Raw genomic sequence first — 20,890 nt, forward strand, 5'->3', positions numbered from 1 at the left:
TATTTAAATATATTGAAGGTTGGTATAACAGAAAAAGGATACACTCTTCTATTAATTACATGACTCCAGATCAATGTGAATTATTAGCTAGAAGTGCAGCATGAAAAAGTTTGACTTTTTGTGTCCAAAATATTGACATAAGACCAAAAAACAAACAAAGCTTTTAATAAGCAGGTTAGTAGACGGAGTAATTTTAGCTTCTGGTGGAAATGATGATAGATGCTTAAAACTTATGAGGAACAATAAAGTTCCTTTTATTGTAGTGGATAGATATATAAAAACAGATTTAGATTATAGTGGGGTATTTTGCTCTAATCAGGAAGGAATAAAATTAGCATTAGATTACCTTTATAAAAAAAATAAAAGAAATATAGCTTTTGTAAGAGGAGAAAGGGGAGTTCAAACAGCAGATTCAAGATATGATTATTATGAAAAAATATCTAAAGAATTTGGGATTTTTAATAAAGACTTAATTTTTGAAGGTAAATTTGACATAACCGGTGGTATGAAAGCAACTGAAAACCTTATAAAATCTATTAAAAAAATAGATGCTATATTATATAGTTCTGATATCATGGCTTTAGGAGGAATGAAAATTCTTATAAGAAAAGGTTATAATATACCTAAGGATGTTTCCATTATGGGATATGATAATATAAATATATCTCAAATAATGGAGCCAGAACTTACAACTATTGCTCAACCTATATATAAAATGGGAGAAACAGCTTGTAAATTAATAGTGGATATAATAGAAAAGAAAATAAAAAATACAACTATAGTTTTAAGACCTAAATTATTAGAGAGAAATACGGTATAATAGTATTAAGGATGCTTATAAATATCAATAGAAAGTATAAAAACTTTTATACTAGACATCATTAAAACATAAGTGTAAAATATAATACTAGTCGAAGAAAAGGGAAAGGATTGATATTGATGCAAGGTACTTGGATAGAAGTTAGAGTAATTACTAAAAGTGAAGCTTTAGAGCCAATCTCTGGCATATTTTATGGATTAGATTGTAAGGGGGTTGCTATAGAAGATCCTCATGATATTTTAGATAGAGAACAAGGTCCTTTAACTTGGGATTTTGCAGATATAAATATTTTAGAATATAAAGGAAAGGCTGCTGTAGTTAAAGGATATTTCTCAGAAGAAGATAATATTGATGATATAGTAGCTTTTATTAAAGATAAAGTTAAAGAATTAAAAGATTCTAATATAGATGTAGGTGAAGGAGAAGTTATTGTTACAGAAATGAAAGAAGAAGATTGGGCAAATAACTGGAAAAAGTATTATAAGCCTACTAAAATAGGAAATAAAATAGTTATAAAGCCAATATGGGAAGAATATGATTTGAAAAATGATGAATTATTAATAGAATTAGATCCAGGAATGGCTTTTGGAACTGGAACTCATGAAACAACAAGAATGTGTGTAGAAGCTTTAGAAAAATATGTAAAGGCTGACACTACTGTATTTGATGTAGGAACTGGTTCTGGAATATTAGCTTTAGTAGCATCAAAATTAGGGGCTAAAAAGGTTATAGGAGTTGATTTAGACCCTGTAGCTGTAGATTCTGCTAAAGTTAATTTAGGATTTAATAAGGCTTCTAACATTGAAATATTAGAAGGAAATTTATTAGATGTAGTAGATGGAAAAGCAGATATTGTTGTAGCTAATATAATTGCAGAAATAATTTGTGTTCTTGTAGATGATGTTAAAAAAGCATTAAATCAAGGTGGATTGTTTATAACTTCTGGAATAATCCATGAGAAGAGACAAATGGTTATAGATAAATTAGAAGCTTCAGGATTTGAAGTTATGGAAGTTAACAAAGATGGAGAATGGAACTGTATTGTTGCAAAGGTAAAGTAAGGAGAGTATTAGATGCATAAATTTTTTACTCCACCAGAACTATTAAATAGTGAAGAGGCTAGAATAGTAGGTGAGGATGTTAAACATATATATAAAGTGTTAAGAATTTCACCTGGTGAAAAGGTAGTTGTAAACAATCAGCTAGGAGAAGAATATTTAGGTGAAGTTAAATTAGTATCAAAACAGGAAGTTTTAATTGATATAATAGAAAAAATAGATACTAACAAAGAAAGTAATATCAATATTTACTTGTTTCAGGGGTTACCAAAGGCTTCTAAGATGGACTTAATAGTGCAAAAGACAACAGAGCTTGGCTTTAAAGAGATAATTCCTATAATAACAGAGAGAGTTGATGTGAAGCTTAAAGGTGAATTTAAAAAGTTAGATAGACTTCAAAGAATAGCATTAGAAGCTTCAAAGCAATGTAAAAGAACTTATATACCAAAGGTTTTGGAACCAATAGATTTTAATTCCCTTAAAGAAAGAATAAAGGATATGGATTTAGTGGTGGTTCCTTATGAGAATCAAGAGGGATATGGAATAAAAAATCTTATAAATAAAATAGATAAAAACTCTATTAAAAACATAGGTATTATAATAGGACCTGAAGGCGGATTTGAAGAAGAAGAGATAAAAGAACTTGAAGAGTTAAAAGCGCATATTGTAACCTTAGGGCCAAGAATATTAAGAACAGAAACAGCTGGATTTGTTTGTGGCTCATTGCTTCAATATGAGCTTGGAGATATAGGAGGGAAAGCTTAATGAAGGTAGCTTTTGCTACATTAGGATGTAGAGTTAATCAATATGAATCTGAAGCTATGGCAGAAAAATTTTTAAGAGAAGGCTATAAGATAGTTGATTTTAATGAGGTTTCAGATGTTTATGTAATAAATACTTGTACTGTAACTAATATGGGTGACAAAAAGTCAAGACAAATAATTGGAAGAGCAAGAAGAAAAAATCCAGATGCTATTATTGCAGTAGTTGGATGTTATGCTCAAATTGCTCCTAAAGAAGTTGGAGATATTGAAGGAGTAGATGTAGTACTAGGTACAAGAAACAAGGGAGAAATTGTATACTGGGTAAACAAGGCAAAGGATGAAGGTGAAAAACAAATTCAAGTATCATCTGTTCTTAAAAATAAAACCTTTGAGGATTTAAATATAGAAGAGTATCAAGATAAAACTAGAGCTTTCTTAAAAGTGCAAGATGGATGTAATAGATTCTGCTCTTATTGCCTTATTCCGTACGCTAGGGGAGCTGTCTGTTCTAAAGAGCCTAATAAGATATTAGAAGAAGTTAAAAGTTTAGCAGCTCACGGATTTAAGGAAGTAATCCTATCAGGAATACATATAGCTTCTTATGGTGTAGATTTAGAAGAAAAAATTACCTTAGTAGATGTTTTAGAAATTATAGATAAAGTAGATGGTATAGAAAGAATAAGAATAGGTTCTATAGATCCTACTTTCTTTACAGAAGGCGTAATTGAAAGACTTAAAAACATAAAGAAATTATGTCCTCATTTCCATCTTTCTCTTCAAAGTGGTTGTGATGAAACTTTAAAGAGAATGAATAGAAGATATACTTCTAAAGAGTATTTTGATATAGTTAAAGATTTAAGAAATAATTTAGAAGATGTATCGATAACTACAGATATTATAGTAGGATTTCCAGGGGAAACGGATGAAGAGTTTAAGAGAACTTATGAATTTTTAAAGGAAATAAAGCTATCTAAAATGCATATATTTAAGTTTAGTCCAAGAAAAGGTACAAAAGCTGAAAATATGGAAAATCAGGTAGATGGAAATAAAAAAGAAGAAAGAAGTAAACTTTTAATAGAATTAAACGATAAAAATGAAAAAGAATTTATAGATAATCACATAGGAAGAGAAATGGGAGTTTTATTTGAACAAGAGGTTTCAAATAAAAAAGGTTATTATGAAGGATATACAAGAAATTATATAAAAGTAGTAGCACCATTTAATTGTTCATCATTAATCGGAAAAATAGTAAAAACTAAAATTCTTTCTGGAAATATGGAAAATGCAGAGGGGATTATAGTTTCTAATAACTAAACATTAGTTTTTATTATTATACAATTATTTTATATTTTAAATAAAATATATTCTAAAAATTTTTTAAGATTCATAAGGTTAAAAACTATAATTATAGTTTTTTATATTTAAGGTTAAGATAGTAAGGAGGTGAGTTTTATGGCAGAGTGCATATTTTGTAAAATAGCAGAGGGCTCAATACCTTCTAAAAAGATTTATGAAGATGATATGGTATTAGCATTTTATGATATAAGTCCAGAAGCGCCTGTTCACTTTCTAGTTATACCTAAAAAACATATTTCAAGTGTTAATGAGGTAGATGAGGAAAATTCAAAAATTATTGCACATATCTTTACTGTGATTAATAAAATAGTAAAAGAATTAAATATAGCTGAAGGTGGCTATAGAATTGTAAATAATTGCGGTGTAGATGGTGGGCAAACAGTAAATCATATGCATTTCCATGTTTTAGGAGGAAGAACTTTGCAGTGGCCTCCAGGCTAAAAAAACAAAAATTAAATTGATGTAATTCTTGACAGTTTAAAAACTACTATTGTATAATATAGCGTGTGTTATTTAGCCCACAGCTGTGATTTTAGTAATTATAGCTAGCGGAGGGAGGGAAGAAAGATGTCAGAAATTAGAGTAAGAGAAAATGAATCATTAGATCAAGCACTTAGAAGATTTAAAAGACAATGTGCAAGAGCTGGTGTTTTATCAGAAGTAAGAAAAAGAGAGCACTATGAAAAGCCAAGCGTAAAGAGAAAGAAGAAATCAGAAGCTGCAAGAAAGAGAAAGTTTAAGTAAGAATTTTTCTTTGAAAGAAGGTAATTAAATGCCAACAATAAAAGAAAGACTTCAAGAAGACTGGAAACAAGCTTTAAAGGCGAAAGACAAATTAAAAGCAGAGACCTTGAGTACTGCTAGATCAGCAATTCTTTTAGTCGAAAAGACTGATGGTATAAAGCTTGAGGACGAAAAGGTAATTGAAATAATATCAAGAGAAGTCAAGCAAAGAAGAGAAGCTATGCTTGAATTCGAAAAGGGAAAGAGACAGGATCTTGTAGATAAGGCAGAAGCTGAAATAAAGATTTTGTTAGAGTACCTTCCTCAGCAGTTGAATAAAGATGAAATTTTAGAAATTGTTAAGCAAGCAGCAATTGAAGTGGATGCAAATAACATAAAAGACATGGGAAAAGTTATGTCAATAGTTAGACCTAAAACTGTTGGTAGAGCTGATGGCAAGCTTGTAAGTCAAATAGTTAAAGAATATTTAAATAAATAAAAGAGAGCTCACTTTGTGAGTTCTCTTTTTTTTATAAGCCCTTAAAATTATAAAATATAATTTTAAGGGCTTATTTTTTAAAAAAATTCATTTAAAAAAATAATTAATTTTCTATGATTTTTTTTTACTAAAAAAATTAATTATAGATAAAGGTGTAAACAATTTCTAATAGGTTTAATTTCTTAATAGAATTAATTATATTTAAAGAATGTAATTTATAACTAAAAAATATCATAAATTAATATGAAGAAATATTAAGAAGGGAGAATTGTATGGATTCTAAAAGGGATATAGTAAAAGAAAAAGTGGTAGAAAAATTACAGCTACCTTTAGATGTAATTGTAGGTGTTCCTAAAGTAACTATTACTGGCAATAAAGAAATAATAATAGAAAACCATAAGGGAGTTGAGTCTTTTGAAAGTAATTGTCTAAAGCTTAATTCTAAGATAGGTAAGATAGTTGTTAATGGACAAGATTTAGAAATACTTTTCATTGGAGGAGACACAATAACCCTTGGTGGAAGATTTAAATCTTTAGAATACGAGGAGTTGACTATAGATGATTTTAAATAGATTAAAAAAGGGAAATATAAAAATTCAAATAAGAACCCTTAAACCAGAGGGTTTTATAAATCTTTTGTGGAATAATGGAGTAAACGTTAAAAAGGCAAAAAGACTTGATATAAGCACAATGATTCTTGAAATAGATATATCAGATTACCAAAAAGTAAAAGAGTTAAGTAAAAGAATTGGTTGTAAGATAGAAGTTATAGAAAAGAAGGGACCAATAACCTATATATTTAAATTAAAAAAGGAAAAGGGATTAATTATAGGGGTTATAGTTTTTGTTTTGATAATAGTTATTCTTAATAGGTTTTTATGGGGAATAGAAATTGAGACAGAAAGATACCTTTCTCCTTTTGAAGTAAGACAACAATTAAAAGAATTAGGAGTAACACCGGGAATAAGTAAGTCTAAAATAGATGTTTATGAAGTAGAAAAAAAATTGGAAAATATAAATAGCGAAATTATGTGGATAAGAGCAAGGCTAGAAGGGGCTACATTGAAAGTGAAAATAGAGGAAAAGGTTAATCCTCCAGAGATAATAAAAAATCAATCTGCGGATAATATAGTGGCAAAAATGGATGGGGAGGTAGTAAGGGTATATACAACGTCAGGAACTGCTATGGTAAAGCCTGGGGATGTCATAAAAAAGGGACAAATTTTAATTGAGGGTATTGAAGGAAATGTAGGAGGATTTACAGAAGGAGGAGAATATCATACTAATGCAGAAGGAGTTGTTATTGCTAATACTTTTTATGAAAGTTCAAAGGACTTACAAATAGAAGGAGAAATTATGGATTTTACAGGCAATGAAGATGAAGAAATCTATATAGAAGTGGCTGGAAAGAAATTTTATATAAAAAAGCCTACAAAAAAATTTAAGGACTATGATAAAATAGAAAAAAAGGGTAAAATATTAAATAAAATAGTATATAAGGAAAAGATAAATAAGCCAATAGAAAAGTCAAAGGATGAGATTATTGAGGAAGCTACAAACAAACTTTATAAAGAAATAGTTAAAAATTTAGATAGTGAGGCTAAATTTATAAAAAAGATAATAAATACAGAAGAGTTAGAAAAGGGAAAAATTAGATTAAAGGTTGTATTTGTATTTGAACAAGATATTTCTTTAAGAGCAACTTCTCAACAATAATATTAATTATAATATAACAATAGAGGAGAAGATAAATATATGATAGGCCATTTTAAATTAAAGCTTAATATAAGCAAAAATAAAAAAAGAATATTTATTTTTTTATTAACCTTTATATTTGTATATGGAACTCTTTTAACTACACTAATGACAAAGAGATATGATTTAAAAGTAGGAGATATTGCAAATACTGATATTAAGGCTCCAAGGGAAATTGAAGATAAAAAAGAAACAGAGATAAGACAGCAAGAAGTTGCAGATAAGGTAGATAAACAGTATAGCTTGAAAACAGATGTTCAAAAACAAGGACAAGAAAATATTCAAAATTTTTTTCAAAAGCTAATTAGTATAAAAGAATCATCTTCATCAGATAGTGATAAGATATCTGCTTTAAAAAAGGTAAATGATAAATTAGATAATGAACAATGCAAAGAGCTTTTAGCTTCAAGTAAAGAGCAAATATCAGATATGCAATCAGTACTTTTAGATACTATTGCAAAAATATATGCAAACCCTATAGAAGAGGATAAACTTTCAGATGTGCAAAATGCTAAGGCAATTGTGGACACTAAAGTTATGTCATTAGATTATTCAAGAAATATAAAATTAGCTTTGCAAAGTTTAGCATATGCTCAAATAAAACCAAATTTCTTTTTTGATAAAGAAAAAACAGATGAAAAAATAAAAGAAGCTATCAAAAATGTTACTCCAATTATGTATAAAAAGAATCAATTAATAGTAAAAGAAGGTACTCCAGTTACAGAAGATCAAGTACAAATTTTAAGTGAATTAGGACTTTTAAATGATTCTAATACAAATATATTTATATTTTTGATGTTAGGGATATTTGTTGGATGTATATTATGTATTCAATATAGCTATTTATATAAAATGCACAGGGAAATATATAATGATGTATCAAAGGTTATACTTATAAGTATAATTAATTGCACGGCTTTAATACTTGCAAGAACAGTATCTATAATTTCACCTTTTGTAATACCACTAGCCTGTGCCCCTATATTAATAACATTATTAATAGATTATAGAGTGTCAATGGTCTTAAGCTCTATAAACTGTATTTTAATAGCAGCCTGTGTGGGATTTGCCCCGGAGATAATAATATTAGCATTATTAAATGCAGTGCTAGGAGCAACCATAATAAGAAGGATGCAACAAAGAAATGATATTTTATACATTACAGTTTATTTAGCTATAATAAGTGCAATAATAACCCTTTCAGCAGGAGTTTTAATTTCTAATAATTTAAGAGAAGTGTTTTTAAAAGCCTCTCTTTCAGTTCTAGCATCAATATTATCAGGAATATTAGCGGTGGGATTATTACCTTTCTTTGAAAATAGTTTTGATGTAGTAACTACTGTAAAGTTATTGGAACTTTCAAATCCTAATAACCCACTTTTAAAGAAGCTTTTAATGGAAGCTCCAGGAACATATCATCATAGTATGTTGGTTGCTAACCTAGCGGAAATGGCTGCAGAAGAGGTCGGAGGAAATCCTGTTTTAGCAAGAATAGGGGCTTATTATCATGATATAGGAAAAACTAAAAGGCCTATATTTTTTAGAGAAAATCAAATGACTAAGGAAAATCCTCATGACAGAATATCACCTAATTTAAGTGCTTCTATAATAATATCTCATGTTAAAGATGGACTAGAAATGGCAAAAGAATATAATTTGCCGCAGGCTATACAAGATATAATAGAGCAGCATCATGGAAATACTTTAGTTAAATATTTCTATATAACAATGAAAAATAATTCTGAGAATCCAGATGATGTTAAGGAAGAGGATTTTAGATATACAGGAAGAACGCCAGAAGGTAAGGAAGCTGGAATTATAATGCTTGCAGATAGTGTAGAAGCTGCTGTTAGATCTATAAATGAACCAACAAAAGAAAAAATAGAGCAAATGGTTAATAATATAATTAATGATAAATTAAATAGCGCACAATTAGATAACTGTGAATTAACTTTTAGAGATTTAAATAAAATAAAAAAATGTTTTTTAAAAGCATTAAATGGAATTTATCATCAAAGAATAGAATATCCAACTGAAAATAAGAAAAAGGAGATAAAGTAATGATATACATTGATAATCGTCAAAATAAATTACCAGTAGATGAGGATTTTGAAAGAAAAATAAGTGAAGTTATAGAATTTGCATTAAAAGAAGAAGAGGTTAATGTGAGTTATCAAGTAAGTGTAATCTTTGTAGACAATGATGAAATAAGAAAAATAAATAAAGAAACAAGAGGAATAGATAATGCTACAGATGTCTTATCCTTCCCTATGTTAGATTATGAAAATAAGAAGGTTTATAAAGAAATATATAAAGATTATGAATTTGATATAACATATCTAGATAATGGAGAATTAATTTTAGGAGATATAGTTCTTTCTCTTGAAAGAGCTAGGGAACAAAGTAAAGAATATAATCATTCTTACATAAGAGAATGTTCTTATTTAGTGGTGCACTCAGTACTACATTTATTAGGATATGATCATATGGAGGAAGATGATAAAAAGATAATGAGATCTAGAGAAGAAGAGATATTGAATAAGTTAAATATTACTAGGGAATAATAAGGTGTTGATGAGAATATGAGAAAGCTTGTAGATAGTTTTAATTATGCTATAAACGGTATAATTCATTCCGTAAGAACTCAAAGAAACATGAGAATACATTTTTTAGTGGCGTTAGTGGTGCTTACAGTTTGTTTTATATATGATATTAGTAAAGTGGAGTTTTTAATTATAGCAGTGACAATAACTATGGTAATAGCCGCAGAACTTATAAATACAGCAATAGAAAGTGTTGTAGATCTTACAACAAACTTTTACCATCCTCTAGCTAAAATAGCTAAAAACACTGCAGCAGGAGCGGTTTTAATTACAGCTATAAATGCAGTTTTAGTTGGTTATATAATTTTTTGGGAAAAGGTAACTAATGCTACTTATGCATTAGTTAGTAAGATAAAAGGATCAGATCCTTATATGGTTTTTATAATTTTAGTTATGGTATGCCTATTAACTATAGCTGCAAAAGCTTTTTTTGGAGAAGGAACTCCATTAAAAGGTGGTATGCCAAGTGGTCATAGTGCAATAGCATTTTCTTTAGCAACAGCAATAGCACTTATGTCTGAAGAGCCAATTATTATTTTATTAGCTTTTTTAATGGCTTTAATAACAGCACAAAGTAGGGTAGATTCAGAAGTTCATACCGTATGGGAAGTTTTTGTTGGAGCGGTTTTTGGAAGCTTAGTAACCTTTTTAGTTTTTAAACTATTTGCATAGAGTTATAATTCTTATGTAATACTTGTAAATAATATAATTAGTGCTATAATTTATATGCAATAAATATAGATAATAAGTATATTATAAATTTTGAATAAAATTTAAATTTTTATAATAGTTTTAAAATAAAATGTTTATATTATCTCTAAAATTTTAATTATGTAAAGAAATTTACTAACAAATTAATAAATTTTACTAATTATATATAAACAATAAAATTAAAATCTATAAATAAATTTAAAACTTTCAAAAAAGATATGTCTTATTAGTTGATTTACAGATAGAATAGTAATTAACAGATTAAATATAATATCTAAATAAAACACTAGAAAAGATTTACCTAATCTTAAAGGATACGGTATAAGGAGGAAGAATGTTTAAATCAGGATTTGTAACTATAGTTGGAAGACCTAATGTAGGTAAGTCCACATTATTAAATCATTTAATGGGGGAGAAATTATCAATAGTTTCTAATAAACCTCAAACTACAAGAAATAGTATACAAACAATATTAACAGGAGAAGATTATCAAATAGTATTTGTAGATACTCCAGGAATACATAAACCTAAACATAAGTTAGGAGAGTTTATGGTGAATAGTGCTACAGAGTCAATAAAAGATGTTGATTTAGTATTATTTTTAACAACACCTACTGGTGACCTTGGAAGAGGAGATAAGTTTATCTTAGAAGAATTAAAAAAGCAAAAAGCTCCTGTAATATTTGTATTAAATAAAGTAGATGAAAATGACCCAGAAAAGGTAGCTGAAACTTTAGCAAATTATTCTAAAGAAATGGACTTTAAAGAAATGATTCCAGTATCAGCTTTAAAGGGAAAAAATACAGATAAGTTATTAGAACTTATGGTTGAAAATCTACCAGAAGGACCTAAATATTATCCAGATGATATGATAACAGATGTACAAGAAAGATTTGTAGTAGCTGAAATCATAAGAGAAAAGGCTTTAAAAAATTTAAGTCAAGAGGTACCTCATGGTATTGCCGTTGACATAATACAAATGAAAAGAAAAGATAATGGAAAATACGATATAGAAGTTGACTTAATTTGTGAAAAAGATTCTCACAAAGGTATCATAATTGGTAAAAATGGTCAAACACTTAAAAAAATTGGAGAAACTGCAAGATATGAGCTTGAGAGATTTCTTAGAGCAAAGGTTAATGTAAAGATTTGGGTTAAGGTAAGAAAAGAGTGGAGAGATAATCCTAATTTATTAAGAGAACTTGGCTATAAAAAAAGCAAATAGAGATTGGAAGTTTAAATTCTGACTTTAGTTGATTTAAAAGCAGTTGTAATAAAAACTCAAGATTTTAGGGAAAATGACAAATTAGTTTGGTTATTTTCTGATAAACTAGGAAAAGTAACAGCTATAGCCAAAGGAGCTAAAAAAAGCAAAAGTAAAATATTGTCCATAACCCTTCCTATGTGTTATGGGCAATATACCTTATTTCAAGGAAAAAATCTTTACACCTTATCAGAAGGAAAAATAATTAATTCTTTTCAAGGCCTTTTAGGAAACTTAGAAAAATTAACCTACTCATCATATCTTTGCGAACTTATCGATATATGTATGCAAGAGAAAGAAAGTAATAGATATCTTTTTAAAGAATTTATTACTTGTTTATATTTATTAAATACTGATGCTTTAGATTATGAACTATTAATTAGAAGTTTTGAATTAAAGCTTTTAAAAGCAACAGGATATAATTTAAATTTTGATAAATGTGTACTTTGTGGAAAACCAATTAAAACATCCAACTATTTAAGTCTTTCTAATTTTGGAGGAGTTTGTGATGCTTGTCCTAAAGAACATGGAATGTTTATAAGTAAAGCTGCTTATAATTCTCTTAGATTTCTAAATAAAACACCAATGGATAAAATATATAGGCTAAACTTAACAGAAGATGTGAAAAAGGAAATTTTTAAAATTACATATTTTATAATATCATCAAATTATGTAAGAAGACCAAAAAGTCTTGAAATGCTAAATTATATTAAGGAGTGATAAGAATGAATGAAATCACATTAGAAAAAGTTGAGCAAATTATTGAAAGAACAGGGTTATCCTATGCTGAGGCTAAGGAAGCCTTAGAAGAGAATAATGGTGATGTTTTAGAAACATTAATTTATCTTGAAAAGAAATTTGAAGAAGAGAAAAAAGAAAGATTTAATTTTAATTTAGAAGAAAAATATGAAACTATTGATGAATTTAAAAAATGGTTAAGTGATATTATAAAAAAAGGTAATATATCAAGAATAAAAATAAAGAAAGATGAAAAAGTTCTTGTAGATGTTCCTGTAAATGCAGGAATTGCAGCAGGGGTTATAGCTGTAATATTAACACCACTTCTTGCTGTAGGAGTTATAACAGCAGTAGCAACTAAAATTACAATAGAAGTAACAGAAGAAGACGGTACTGTTCATGTAGTAAATAAAATAATTAAAGAAACAGCTAATGATGTTAAAGAAAAAACTGTAGGCTTTGCTGGCACTGTAAAAGATAAGTTAAATAAAATAAAAAATAATTCTAAAGTTAATGAAAATGAAGATTCAAAACATGCAGAAGATGAAAGTGTATATAGTTACACAGTTAATTTTGATGAAATAGATAAAGAAGAACAAAAATAAGAAATATTATGAAAATTTAAGAAAAATAATATAATAACCTTAAAAATAGAAGTTTGCTAGAAATGTTTTGGTAAAAAAGTTAATAATTCAGAAAATTTGGTATAGTCAAACTTTAATATCGTGATATAATATAAATGTAAAAAGAAAAAATTTTCTGAATATAAAATATTTCTAGCTCTTTTTTTTTAGAAAGAGAGGAATGACATTGAAATTATCACCACGTCAAGAAGAAATCATAAGATTAGTTAAAGAAGGCCAACCTATAACTAGTGAAGCTTTAGCATCTAGATTAGGAGTCACAAGAGCTGCTTTAAGACCAGATCTTGCGATACTTACAATGATAGGAATTTTAGATGCAAGACCAAAGGTTGGATATATATATTCAGAAAAACCTTCAAGTAATTTAGTTTATGATTATATTACAAAAATAAAAGTAAAAGATATAATGTCAAAACCAGCTTCTGTAACAGAGGAAACTATGGTATATGATGCGATTGTATATCTTTTCTTAAAAGATATAGGCACTCTATTTGTAGAGAACAATGGCTTTTTAATAGGTGCAGTTTCAAGAAAAGACTTTTTAAAAATAGCTATAGGAGGAACAGATATTCATAAAGTTCCTGTTGGAGTGATTATGACAAGAATGCCTAATATTGTATGCGTAACTGTAGATGACAGTGCTTATGATGTCGCAAGCAAAATAATTGAGCATGAAATAGATTCCATTCCAGTGGTAGAAAAAGTTATAGATAAAGATGGTAAAGAACAAAATAAAGTAATAGGAAAAGTTTCTAAAACTAATATTACAAAATTATTTGTAAAGCTTGGGAATGGAAAGTAAAATTAATTGCTCAAAGTCAATAGCAAAGCATACGGGACTACTATGGGGTCCCGTTTGTATATAAAAAATAAAAACACAAATAAATTCACTATTGAACGGAGGAGTATTGAGATGGAGAATAAGAAGTATGTTTACCTTTTCAGTGAAGGAAATGCCAAAATGAGAGACCTATTAGGAGGTAAAGGAGCAAACCTTGCTGAAATGACTAATTTAGGTATTCCAGTTCCACAAGGATTTACAGTAACAACTGAAGCATGTAATAAGTATTATGATGATGGTAAAATTATTGCAACAGAAGTTATTGAAGAAATTAAAGAAAAAATGGGTGACTTAGAAAAAATAACAGGAAAAAAATTTGGAAGTTTAGAAAATCCTCTATTAGTTTCAGTTAGATCAGGAGCTAGAGCTTCAATGCCTGGTATGATGGATACAATTTTAAACCTTGGATTAAATGATGATGCTGTTGAAGCTATGGCAAAATCAACAGGAAACCCAAGATTCGCTTATGATTCATATAGAAGATTTATTCAAATGTTTGCAGATGTTGTTATGGGAATAGAGAAACGTCTTTTTGAAGAAAAATTAGAAGAAATGAAAGATAAAAAGGGTGTTCATTTTGATACTGATTTAGATGCAAACGATTTAAAGGAATTAGTTAAACAATTTAAAGAACTTTATAAAAAAGAAAAAGGAGAGGATTTTCCAGAAGATCCTAAAGTTCAATTAATAGAAGCTATTACAGCTGTATTTAGATCATGGGACAACCCAAGAGCAATTGTATATAGAAGACTTAATGATATACCAGGAAGTTGGGGAACAGCAGTAAATGTTCAACAAATGGTTTTTGGTAATAAAGGCGAAACATCAGGTACTGGTGTTGCATTTTCTAGAAATCCGGCTACTGGTGAAAAAGCAATATATGGTGAATATTTAATGAATGCACAAGGTGAAGACGTTGTTGCAGGTATAAGAACTCCAAATCCTATATCACATCTTAAAGATCAAAACAATGAAATTTATAGTCAATTTGAAAATATAGTCCAAAATCTTGAAAATCACTATAAGGATATGCAAGATATGGAATTTACTATAGAAGAAGGAAAACTTTATTTCTTACAAACTAGAAATGGTAAGAGAACAGCTCAAGCAGCATTAAAAGTTGCTGTTGATTTAGTTGAAGAAGGAATGCTTACAAAGGAAGAAGCAATTCTTAAAGTTGAACCAAAACAATTAGATACTTTATTACATCCAAACTTTGATGAAAAAGAAATAAAAAAAGCTAATCCAATAGCTACAGGTCTTCCAGCATCACCAGGAGCTGCTTGTGGTAAAATAGCATTTACAGCAGAAGAAGCTAAAGAAAGAGCAGCTAATGGAGAAAAGGTTGTTTTAGTAAGACTAGAAACATCACCAGAAGATATTGAAGGTATGATAGCTTCAGAAGGTATTTTAACAGTAAGAGGCGGAATGACATCCCATGCTGCTGTTGTTGCAAGAGGAATGGGAACTTGCTGTGTAGCTGGATGTGGACAACTAAAAGTAGATGAAAATAATAAAACAGTTGTGGTAAATGGAAAGACTTATACTTCAGAAGATTGGATTTCAATAGATGGTTCAACAGGTAAGGTATATGGAGAAAGAATAAAAACTGTAGCGCCAGAAATTACAGGATACTTTAAAACCTTTATGGAATGGGCAGATGAAATAAGAAAATTAAAGGTTAGAACTAATGCAGATACTCCAAGAGATGCTAAACAAGCAGTTGAATTTGGAGCAGAAGGAATAGGATTATGTAGAACAGAGCATATGTTCTTTGCAGAAGATAGAATTGCAGCAGTTAGAGAAATGATAGTTGCAAAGGATGAAGAACAAAGAAGAAAAGCATTAGCTAAAATTCTTCCAATGCAAAAACAAGATTTTAAAGGAATATATGAGGCACTTGAAGGAAGACCAGCTACTATAAGATTCTTAGATCCACCACTACATGAATTTTTACCAACTGAGGAAGAAGATATAATTGCTTTAGCAAAAGATATGGAAATTTCTGTAGAGGAATTAAAATTTACAATAGATAGTCTACATGAATTTAATCCTATGATGGGTCATAGAGGATGTCGTTTAGCTGTATCATATCCTGAAATAGCTGAAATGCAAACTAGAGCAGTTATTGAAGCTGCAATAGAAGTTAATGAAGAAAAAGGATATAATATAGTTCCAGAAATAATGATTCCTCTAGTTGGTGATATAAAAGAGTTAAAATATGTTAAAGATATAGTTGTTGACACTGCTAAGATGGTTATGGAAGAAAAGGGCGTAAATATAGATTATAAAGTTGGTACTATGATAGAGGTGCCAAGAGCAGCATTAACTGCTGATGAAATAGCTAAAGAAGCAGAATTTTTCTCCTTTGGAACTAATGATTTAACTCAAATGACATTTGGTTTCTCAAGAGATGATGCTGGAAAATTCTTAGCAGATTATTATGATAAGAAAATCTATGAACAAGATCCATTTGCTAAGTTAGACCAAAAGGGTGTAGGCTTATTAATGAAAATAGCTGTAGAAAAAGGTAAGGAAACTAGACCAAATATTAAGCTTGGTATATGTGGAGAACATGGTGGAGATCCATCATCAGTGGAATTCTGTCACAACATAGGATTAAACTATGTATCTTGTTCACCATATAGAGTTCCATTATCAAGACTTGCAGCAGCTCAAGCACAAGTTAAAAATAAAAGATAAATTTAATTAAGTAAATTTTATCCTATTATAAATAAATCTAATATTTAAAAGGAGCCTTCTCTTATTTTGAGATAGCTCCTTTTATTTTTATAAACTTTAACATATTTTAAATAAAAAAGTTTCTTCTAACCTTTTAGAAAAACTTTTAATAAATTTAATTTGAAATTCAGTTTTTTCTGTTGTTTTTGATAAAAGATTATAAAAAGAATTTTTATTACATTTTGATATATTATTATAATAATCTTTAGATATTTTCCAATACTTTTGAGGAAAGGATAAGTAGGCAATAATATATCTTAAATCATCTATAGTTAAAGGGTTTATGGAGTTATAATTTTTAATGCAAGTTAAAGCTAAGTCAACATCCCATGCTGTAGTATCTCTTCTTAGTAACCTCCTAAGATAATAAGAAATATCATGAGCTACAAAATCTAGAGCGCATTTATCAAAATCTATAAGCCAAAGTTTAGATGAGGAATCTATAAGTATATTTTTATTTACATAATCACCATGACAAAGGGAAGTTGTTAAATTATTAAAATTTATTAAAGAAGCTGTGTTCATAGAAATTTGAGCCAGGGATATATTATCATCAAAGGTGGATATAAACAATTTTGAAAATTTATCATCATTATTAAAAGCTAAATTATTACAACTTAAAAGTCTATTAAAATGTTTATTAATGGATATGTAGATGTTTTCATACCCTTGTTTTACTAAACTACCTTTAATAGGTGTAAATTTTTTTGTGACTTTGTGTAAATGGGCTAAAGTTTTAGATATATTTTTAATATGTTCTATATTATCATAATCACATTTTACTCCATCAATCCAAGGGGTAAGGATAAACAACATATTATTATAAGAAACATATCTGCTACCTTTTTTTGTAGGTAAAAATTTAGGAACATTTAATCCATTTTTATCTATCCACTCTAAAGCAGAATACACAAAAAGAAGTTGTTCTTTATTATAATAAACCTTTTTCAAACAATAGGTTTTATTATCCTTTGATATTACTTTATATACTGCTCTAGGCTTATCTGAATTTTTGATTTTAATTTGTTCAAGTTTAGGATCTATTAAATTGTATTCTGAAAGAATATGCTTTATTAAATTGCTTTCTGAAAGAAAATAATTTTTAGCCTTTTTTTCCGTTCTCAGCATAAAAATCCTCCTTAATAAATTTTATATAAGAAATAATTATAATAGACATTACATTATACTATTCAAAAAATAAAAAAATTACATTAAAAATAAAAGAAATAGAAAATAATAGGTATTTTATTACTAAATATTGCAAATGATAACTTAGTGTATTAATAAAAGGATTTTAAAAGAATTTGTAGAACTTTTAAAGTGAGGTGAGTTAAATGGGCGTAAGGGAAAATTTAGAGGATATAGAAAGATTGACATTAATAAAAGAAGCTACTTTATCTAGTAATTCTAAAGGAAGAAAGATTAAGGAAAAGAAAGATGAAATAAGAACTTGTTTTATGATAGATAGGGATAGAATTTTGCATTCTAAGGCTTTTAGAAGATTAAAGCATAAGACTCAAGTATTTATAAGAAGCTATGGAGATCATTATAGAACAAGATTAACTCATACTTTAGAAGTTTCTCAAATTGGGAGAACAATATCAAAAGGATTAAGATTAAATGAAGATTTAGTAGAAGCTATAGCTTTAGGTCATGATATAGGTCATGTAGCTTTTGCTCATATAGGAGAAGAGGTATTAAATGATATATTACCTAGTGGGTTTAAGCATAATATACAGAGCATAAGAGTTATAAGTAAGCTTGAAAAAGATGGAAAAGGATTAAATTTAACTTATGAGGTTATTGATGGTATAGCAAATCATAGTGGTTTTAATAATAGTAAAGCTAAGGATCCATTTACTTTAGAGGGGCAAGTGGTTAAGTATAGCGATAAAATAGCTTATATTAATCACGATATTGATGATTCAATTAGAGCAAAAATACTATCAATAGATGAAATACCTAAAGATATTATAAAGGTTTTAGGGAAAACTCATGGAGAAAGAATTGATACTTTAGTTCGAGATATAATTAAAAACACATATAATAATTTAAATTCTAAAAAAGTAAAGGTTCAATTATCTAGGGAAGTAAATGATGCATTAAAAGAATTAAGGGAATTTATGTTTAAAAATATTTATCGTGGAGAACAGTTAAAAGAGGAGAGAGAAAAGGCAAAATTTATTTTATTTCATGTTTATGAATATTTTAAAAAATATCCGGAAAAAATGCCTAAAATGTATATAGAAATATTAGAAAAAGAAGGACTCCAAAGAGCGGTAGTAGACTATATTGCAGGGATGAGTGATGATTATTGCATACATTGCTTTAACAAAATATATATACCGAAATTTGTAATTTATTAAAGGTAATAAATTATAGTTTAGACAAATTTATTGGAATATTTTCTTAGAATATAAAAATATAGAAGGAAATTTGAACTTTACAAAGAATAATATTATAAAGGGTGAATATTATAACATCATATTTTATAAAAATATATTTTTTTATAAAATTAGAAGGAATTTATCAATTGATGTCGAATATATATTAACTTGTGTCAAATCATATTTAGTGAGGTGGGGAATTTCATTGAAGATTCCAGAGGAAGTTATAGAAAGAATAAAAGATGAAAATGATATAGTCGATGTAATATCGGAAACAGTAAGACTTAAAAAGGCAGGAAGAAGTTACATTGGATTATGTCCTTTTCATCATGAAAAAAGTCCATCATTTAGTGTTTCTCAAGATAAACAAATATATAAATGTTTCGGCTGTGGAGAAGCAGGGAATGTAATATCTTTTGTGATGAAAAGTAAGAATTTATCTTTTATAGAAGCAACAAAATATTTAGCAGAGAGAGCTAATATTCCGTTGGAATTAGAAAATGGTAAAAAAGATAAGCTGAAAGAAAAGAGAGATTTATTTTATAAAATAAATACAGAAGCAGCTAGATTCTTTTTTTCTAATCTTTATAAAAATAAAGCTCCTAAAGAATACTTTTTAAGAAGAGGTATAACAGAAGGAACTATAAGAAAATTTGGTCTTGGATATTCAATAAATAATTGGCATACTTTATTAAATTATTTAAGGTCAAAGGGTTATAAAGAAGAAACAATAATAGAAGCAGGCCTAGCTATTAGATCAGAAAAGGGTACTGTTTATGATAGATTTAGAAATAGAGTTATGTTCCCAGTTTTTAATTATAAAGGTAAGGTAATAGGATTTGGAGGAAGGGTATTAGATGATTCTAAACCTAAATATTTAAATTCACCGGAAACTTTAGTCTTTCAAAAGGGAACTAATCTTTATGGATTAAATTTTGCTATAAAAAACGGATTACCAGAAAAGTATTTTATAATAGTTGAAGGATATATGGATTGTATATCCCTTCATCAGTATGGTATAAGTAATGCAGTTGCTTCTTTAGGAACAGCGTTAACGACAAGTCAGGCAAGACTTTTAAAAAGATATGCTGATAAAGTAATAATATCTTATGATGCAGATTTAGCAGGTCAGATGGCTACTATAAGAGGACTTGAAATTTTAAAATCCGCAGGATTTGATGTTAGAGTTCTTACAGTACCTCAGGGGAAAGATCCAGACGAGTTTATAAGAAGTAATGGAAAAGAAGCATTTTTAAGACTTATAGAAACTTCAGAACCTTTAATAGAATATAGACTTAGAAAGGCTAAAGAAAATATAAATTTTAAGGATAATGAAGATATAATTACTTACGGTCAAAGGGTTACAGAAGTTCTTACTAATGTAAATGGAATAGAAGAGGATGTTTATGTAAAAAAAATATCAGAAGAAACTGGTATAAGAGAAGAAACATTATATGAGCTTATTTCAAAGAAAATGACGAAAAATAATGATTACTATGGGAACATGAATAAAAAGGAAGAAAATGGAACACAATTATATGTAGAACCTGCTTACTTAAAAGCGGAAAGAAGTCTTTTAAAATTAATGCTAAATAAAAATATACATAAGTATATTATGGAGAACATAGAAGAAAAAGACTTAATTTTGACGTCCCATAAAAAGATATATTCTTTAATAAAAAAATTTAATGAAGAAGATAATTTAGAAAAAAAAATAGAACTAAATTGTGATGATAAAGAAAGTCTTAAAGAGTGGGTAATGATTAAAGAAACTAATATTATAAATCATGATTTAGAAGAAAAAGAGATTCTTATTAAAGATTATATATATCAAATAAAAAAATATACATTAGAACAAAAGAAAAAAGAGATTAAACAAAGATTAAAAGAATGTGAAACAAAGAATCTTTTTAATGAGTCTTTAGAATTAGTAAAAAAAGCAAAGGATATTGATGAAAAACTTAAAGGATTAGAAAGGGGTTAGT

At 28.1% G+C, this 20,890-nt stretch carries 20 protein-coding genes and 1 pseudogene; 20 read left to right on the forward strand and 1 reads right to left on the reverse strand.

Going from position 1 to position 20,890, the window contains the following annotated elements; translation table 11 throughout:
* The 18 genes and pseudogenes from BUA70_RS13395 to ppdK all read left to right on the forward strand — a co-directional run.
* On the forward strand, positions 1-104 hold a 104-nt coding region (locus BUA70_RS13395), incomplete at its 5' end, for an IS3 family transposase (protein WP_425290435.1).
* 53 nt (positions 105-157) lie between these two features.
* Positions 158-820: pseudogene (locus BUA70_RS11160) on the forward strand (substrate-binding domain-containing protein); the annotation flags it as partial.
* Positions 821-939: 119 nt separating this feature from the next.
* Positions 940-1,881 carry a 50S ribosomal protein L11 methyltransferase gene (gene prmA, locus BUA70_RS11165; RefSeq protein WP_072897349.1) on the forward strand — a complete coding sequence of 314 codons (942 nt, stop codon included), beginning with the start codon at positions 940-942 and terminating at the stop codon, positions 1,879-1,881.
* Positions 1,882-1,893: 12 nt separating this feature from the next.
* Positions 1,894-2,643: an RsmE family RNA methyltransferase gene (locus tag BUA70_RS11170; protein ID WP_072897351.1), complete on the forward strand. Its 750-nt coding sequence runs from the start codon at positions 1,894-1,896 to the stop codon at positions 2,641-2,643.
* Positions 2,643-3,956, forward strand: coding sequence for a tRNA (N(6)-L-threonylcarbamoyladenosine(37)-C(2))-methylthiotransferase MtaB (gene mtaB / locus BUA70_RS11175; RefSeq protein WP_072897354.1), 1,314 nt, complete (start codon positions 2,643-2,645; stop codon positions 3,954-3,956). Before BUA70_RS11170 ends, mtaB begins: the two co-directional genes overlap by 1 nt.
* A gap of 138 nt (positions 3,957-4,094) precedes the next feature.
* Positions 4,095-4,439 (forward strand): histidine triad nucleotide-binding protein, encoded by a 345-nt coding sequence (locus BUA70_RS11180; RefSeq protein ID WP_072897355.1) that lies wholly within the window; start codon positions 4,095-4,097, stop codon positions 4,437-4,439.
* 126 nt (positions 4,440-4,565) lie between these two features.
* The gene (rpsU, locus tag BUA70_RS11185; protein WP_072897356.1) at positions 4,566-4,742 is read left to right on the forward strand and encodes a 30S ribosomal protein S21; all 177 of its coding nucleotides are present in this window, start codon (positions 4,566-4,568) and stop codon (positions 4,740-4,742) included.
* Positions 4,743-4,770: 28 nt separating this feature from the next.
* Entirely contained in the window at positions 4,771-5,220 is a 450-nt protein-coding gene (locus BUA70_RS11190) for a GatB/YqeY domain-containing protein (RefSeq protein ID WP_072897357.1), read from the forward strand.
* Between the two features lie 272 nt (positions 5,221-5,492).
* Entirely contained in the window at positions 5,493-5,792 is a 300-nt protein-coding gene (gene yqfC / locus BUA70_RS11195) for a sporulation protein YqfC (protein ID WP_072897358.1), read from the forward strand.
* A complete protein-coding gene (gene yqfD / locus BUA70_RS11200; RefSeq protein ID WP_072897359.1) occupies positions 5,779-6,936 on the forward strand; it encodes a sporulation protein YqfD in 1,158 nt (385 codons plus the stop codon). Before yqfC ends, yqfD begins: the two co-directional genes overlap by 14 nt.
* Positions 6,937-6,975: 39 nt before the next feature.
* The gene (locus tag BUA70_RS11205) at positions 6,976-9,036 is read left to right on the forward strand and encodes an HD family phosphohydrolase (RefSeq protein ID WP_072897360.1); all 2,061 of its coding nucleotides are present in this window, start codon (positions 6,976-6,978) and stop codon (positions 9,034-9,036) included.
* Positions 9,036-9,539, forward strand: a complete 504-nt coding sequence (gene ybeY / locus BUA70_RS11210) for an rRNA maturation RNase YbeY (RefSeq protein WP_072897361.1) — start codon at positions 9,036-9,038, stop codon at positions 9,537-9,539. Before BUA70_RS11205 ends, ybeY begins: the two co-directional genes overlap by 1 nt.
* Positions 9,540-9,557: 18 nt before the next feature.
* A complete protein-coding gene (locus tag BUA70_RS11215) occupies positions 9,558-10,250 on the forward strand; it encodes a diacylglycerol kinase (protein ID WP_072897362.1) in 693 nt (230 codons plus the stop codon).
* 373 nt (positions 10,251-10,623) lie between these two features.
* Positions 10,624-11,514, forward strand: a complete 891-nt coding sequence (gene era / locus BUA70_RS11220; RefSeq protein WP_072897364.1) for a GTPase Era — start codon at positions 10,624-10,626, stop codon at positions 11,512-11,514.
* A gap of 18 nt (positions 11,515-11,532) precedes the next feature.
* The gene (gene recO, locus BUA70_RS11225) at positions 11,533-12,273 is read left to right on the forward strand and encodes a DNA repair protein RecO (protein WP_083573528.1); all 741 of its coding nucleotides are present in this window, start codon (positions 11,533-11,535) and stop codon (positions 12,271-12,273) included.
* Between the two features lie 5 nt (positions 12,274-12,278).
* Positions 12,279-12,896 carry a DUF4342 domain-containing protein gene (locus BUA70_RS11230; protein WP_072897368.1) on the forward strand — a complete coding sequence of 206 codons (618 nt, stop codon included), beginning with the start codon at positions 12,279-12,281 and terminating at the stop codon, positions 12,894-12,896.
* A 205-nt stretch (positions 12,897-13,101) separates the two neighbouring features.
* Positions 13,102-13,737: a transcriptional regulator CcpN gene (gene ccpN, locus BUA70_RS11235; protein ID WP_072897370.1), complete on the forward strand. Its 636-nt coding sequence runs from the start codon at positions 13,102-13,104 to the stop codon at positions 13,735-13,737.
* A gap of 111 nt (positions 13,738-13,848) precedes the next feature.
* Positions 13,849-16,479, forward strand: coding sequence for a pyruvate, phosphate dikinase (gene ppdK / locus BUA70_RS11240; protein WP_072897372.1), 2,631 nt, complete (start codon positions 13,849-13,851; stop codon positions 16,477-16,479).
* A 96-nt stretch (positions 16,480-16,575) separates the two neighbouring features.
* Here ppdK and BUA70_RS11245 read toward each other — a convergent pair whose 3' ends face one another.
* Positions 16,576-17,646, reverse strand: coding sequence for a CotS family spore coat protein (locus BUA70_RS11245; RefSeq protein ID WP_072897374.1), 1,071 nt, complete (start codon positions 17,644-17,646; stop codon positions 16,576-16,578).
* A gap of 206 nt (positions 17,647-17,852) precedes the next feature.
* Here BUA70_RS11245 and BUA70_RS11250 point away from each other — a divergent pair, with 206 nt between their 5' ends.
* Both BUA70_RS11250 and dnaG read left to right on the forward strand, forming a co-directional pair.
* The gene (locus BUA70_RS11250) at positions 17,853-18,884 is read left to right on the forward strand and encodes a deoxyguanosinetriphosphate triphosphohydrolase (RefSeq protein WP_072897376.1); all 1,032 of its coding nucleotides are present in this window, start codon (positions 17,853-17,855) and stop codon (positions 18,882-18,884) included.
* 226 nt (positions 18,885-19,110) lie between these two features.
* A complete protein-coding gene (gene dnaG / locus BUA70_RS11255; RefSeq protein WP_072897379.1) occupies positions 19,111-20,889 on the forward strand; it encodes a DNA primase in 1,779 nt (592 codons plus the stop codon).
* The last annotated feature ends 1 nt before the right edge of the window (position 20,890 follow it).

Origin of the sequence: Clostridium fallax (genome assembly GCF_900129365.1) — a bacterium.
GTDB lineage: Bacteria > Bacillota > Clostridia > Clostridiales > Clostridiaceae > Clostridium_AH > Clostridium_AH fallax.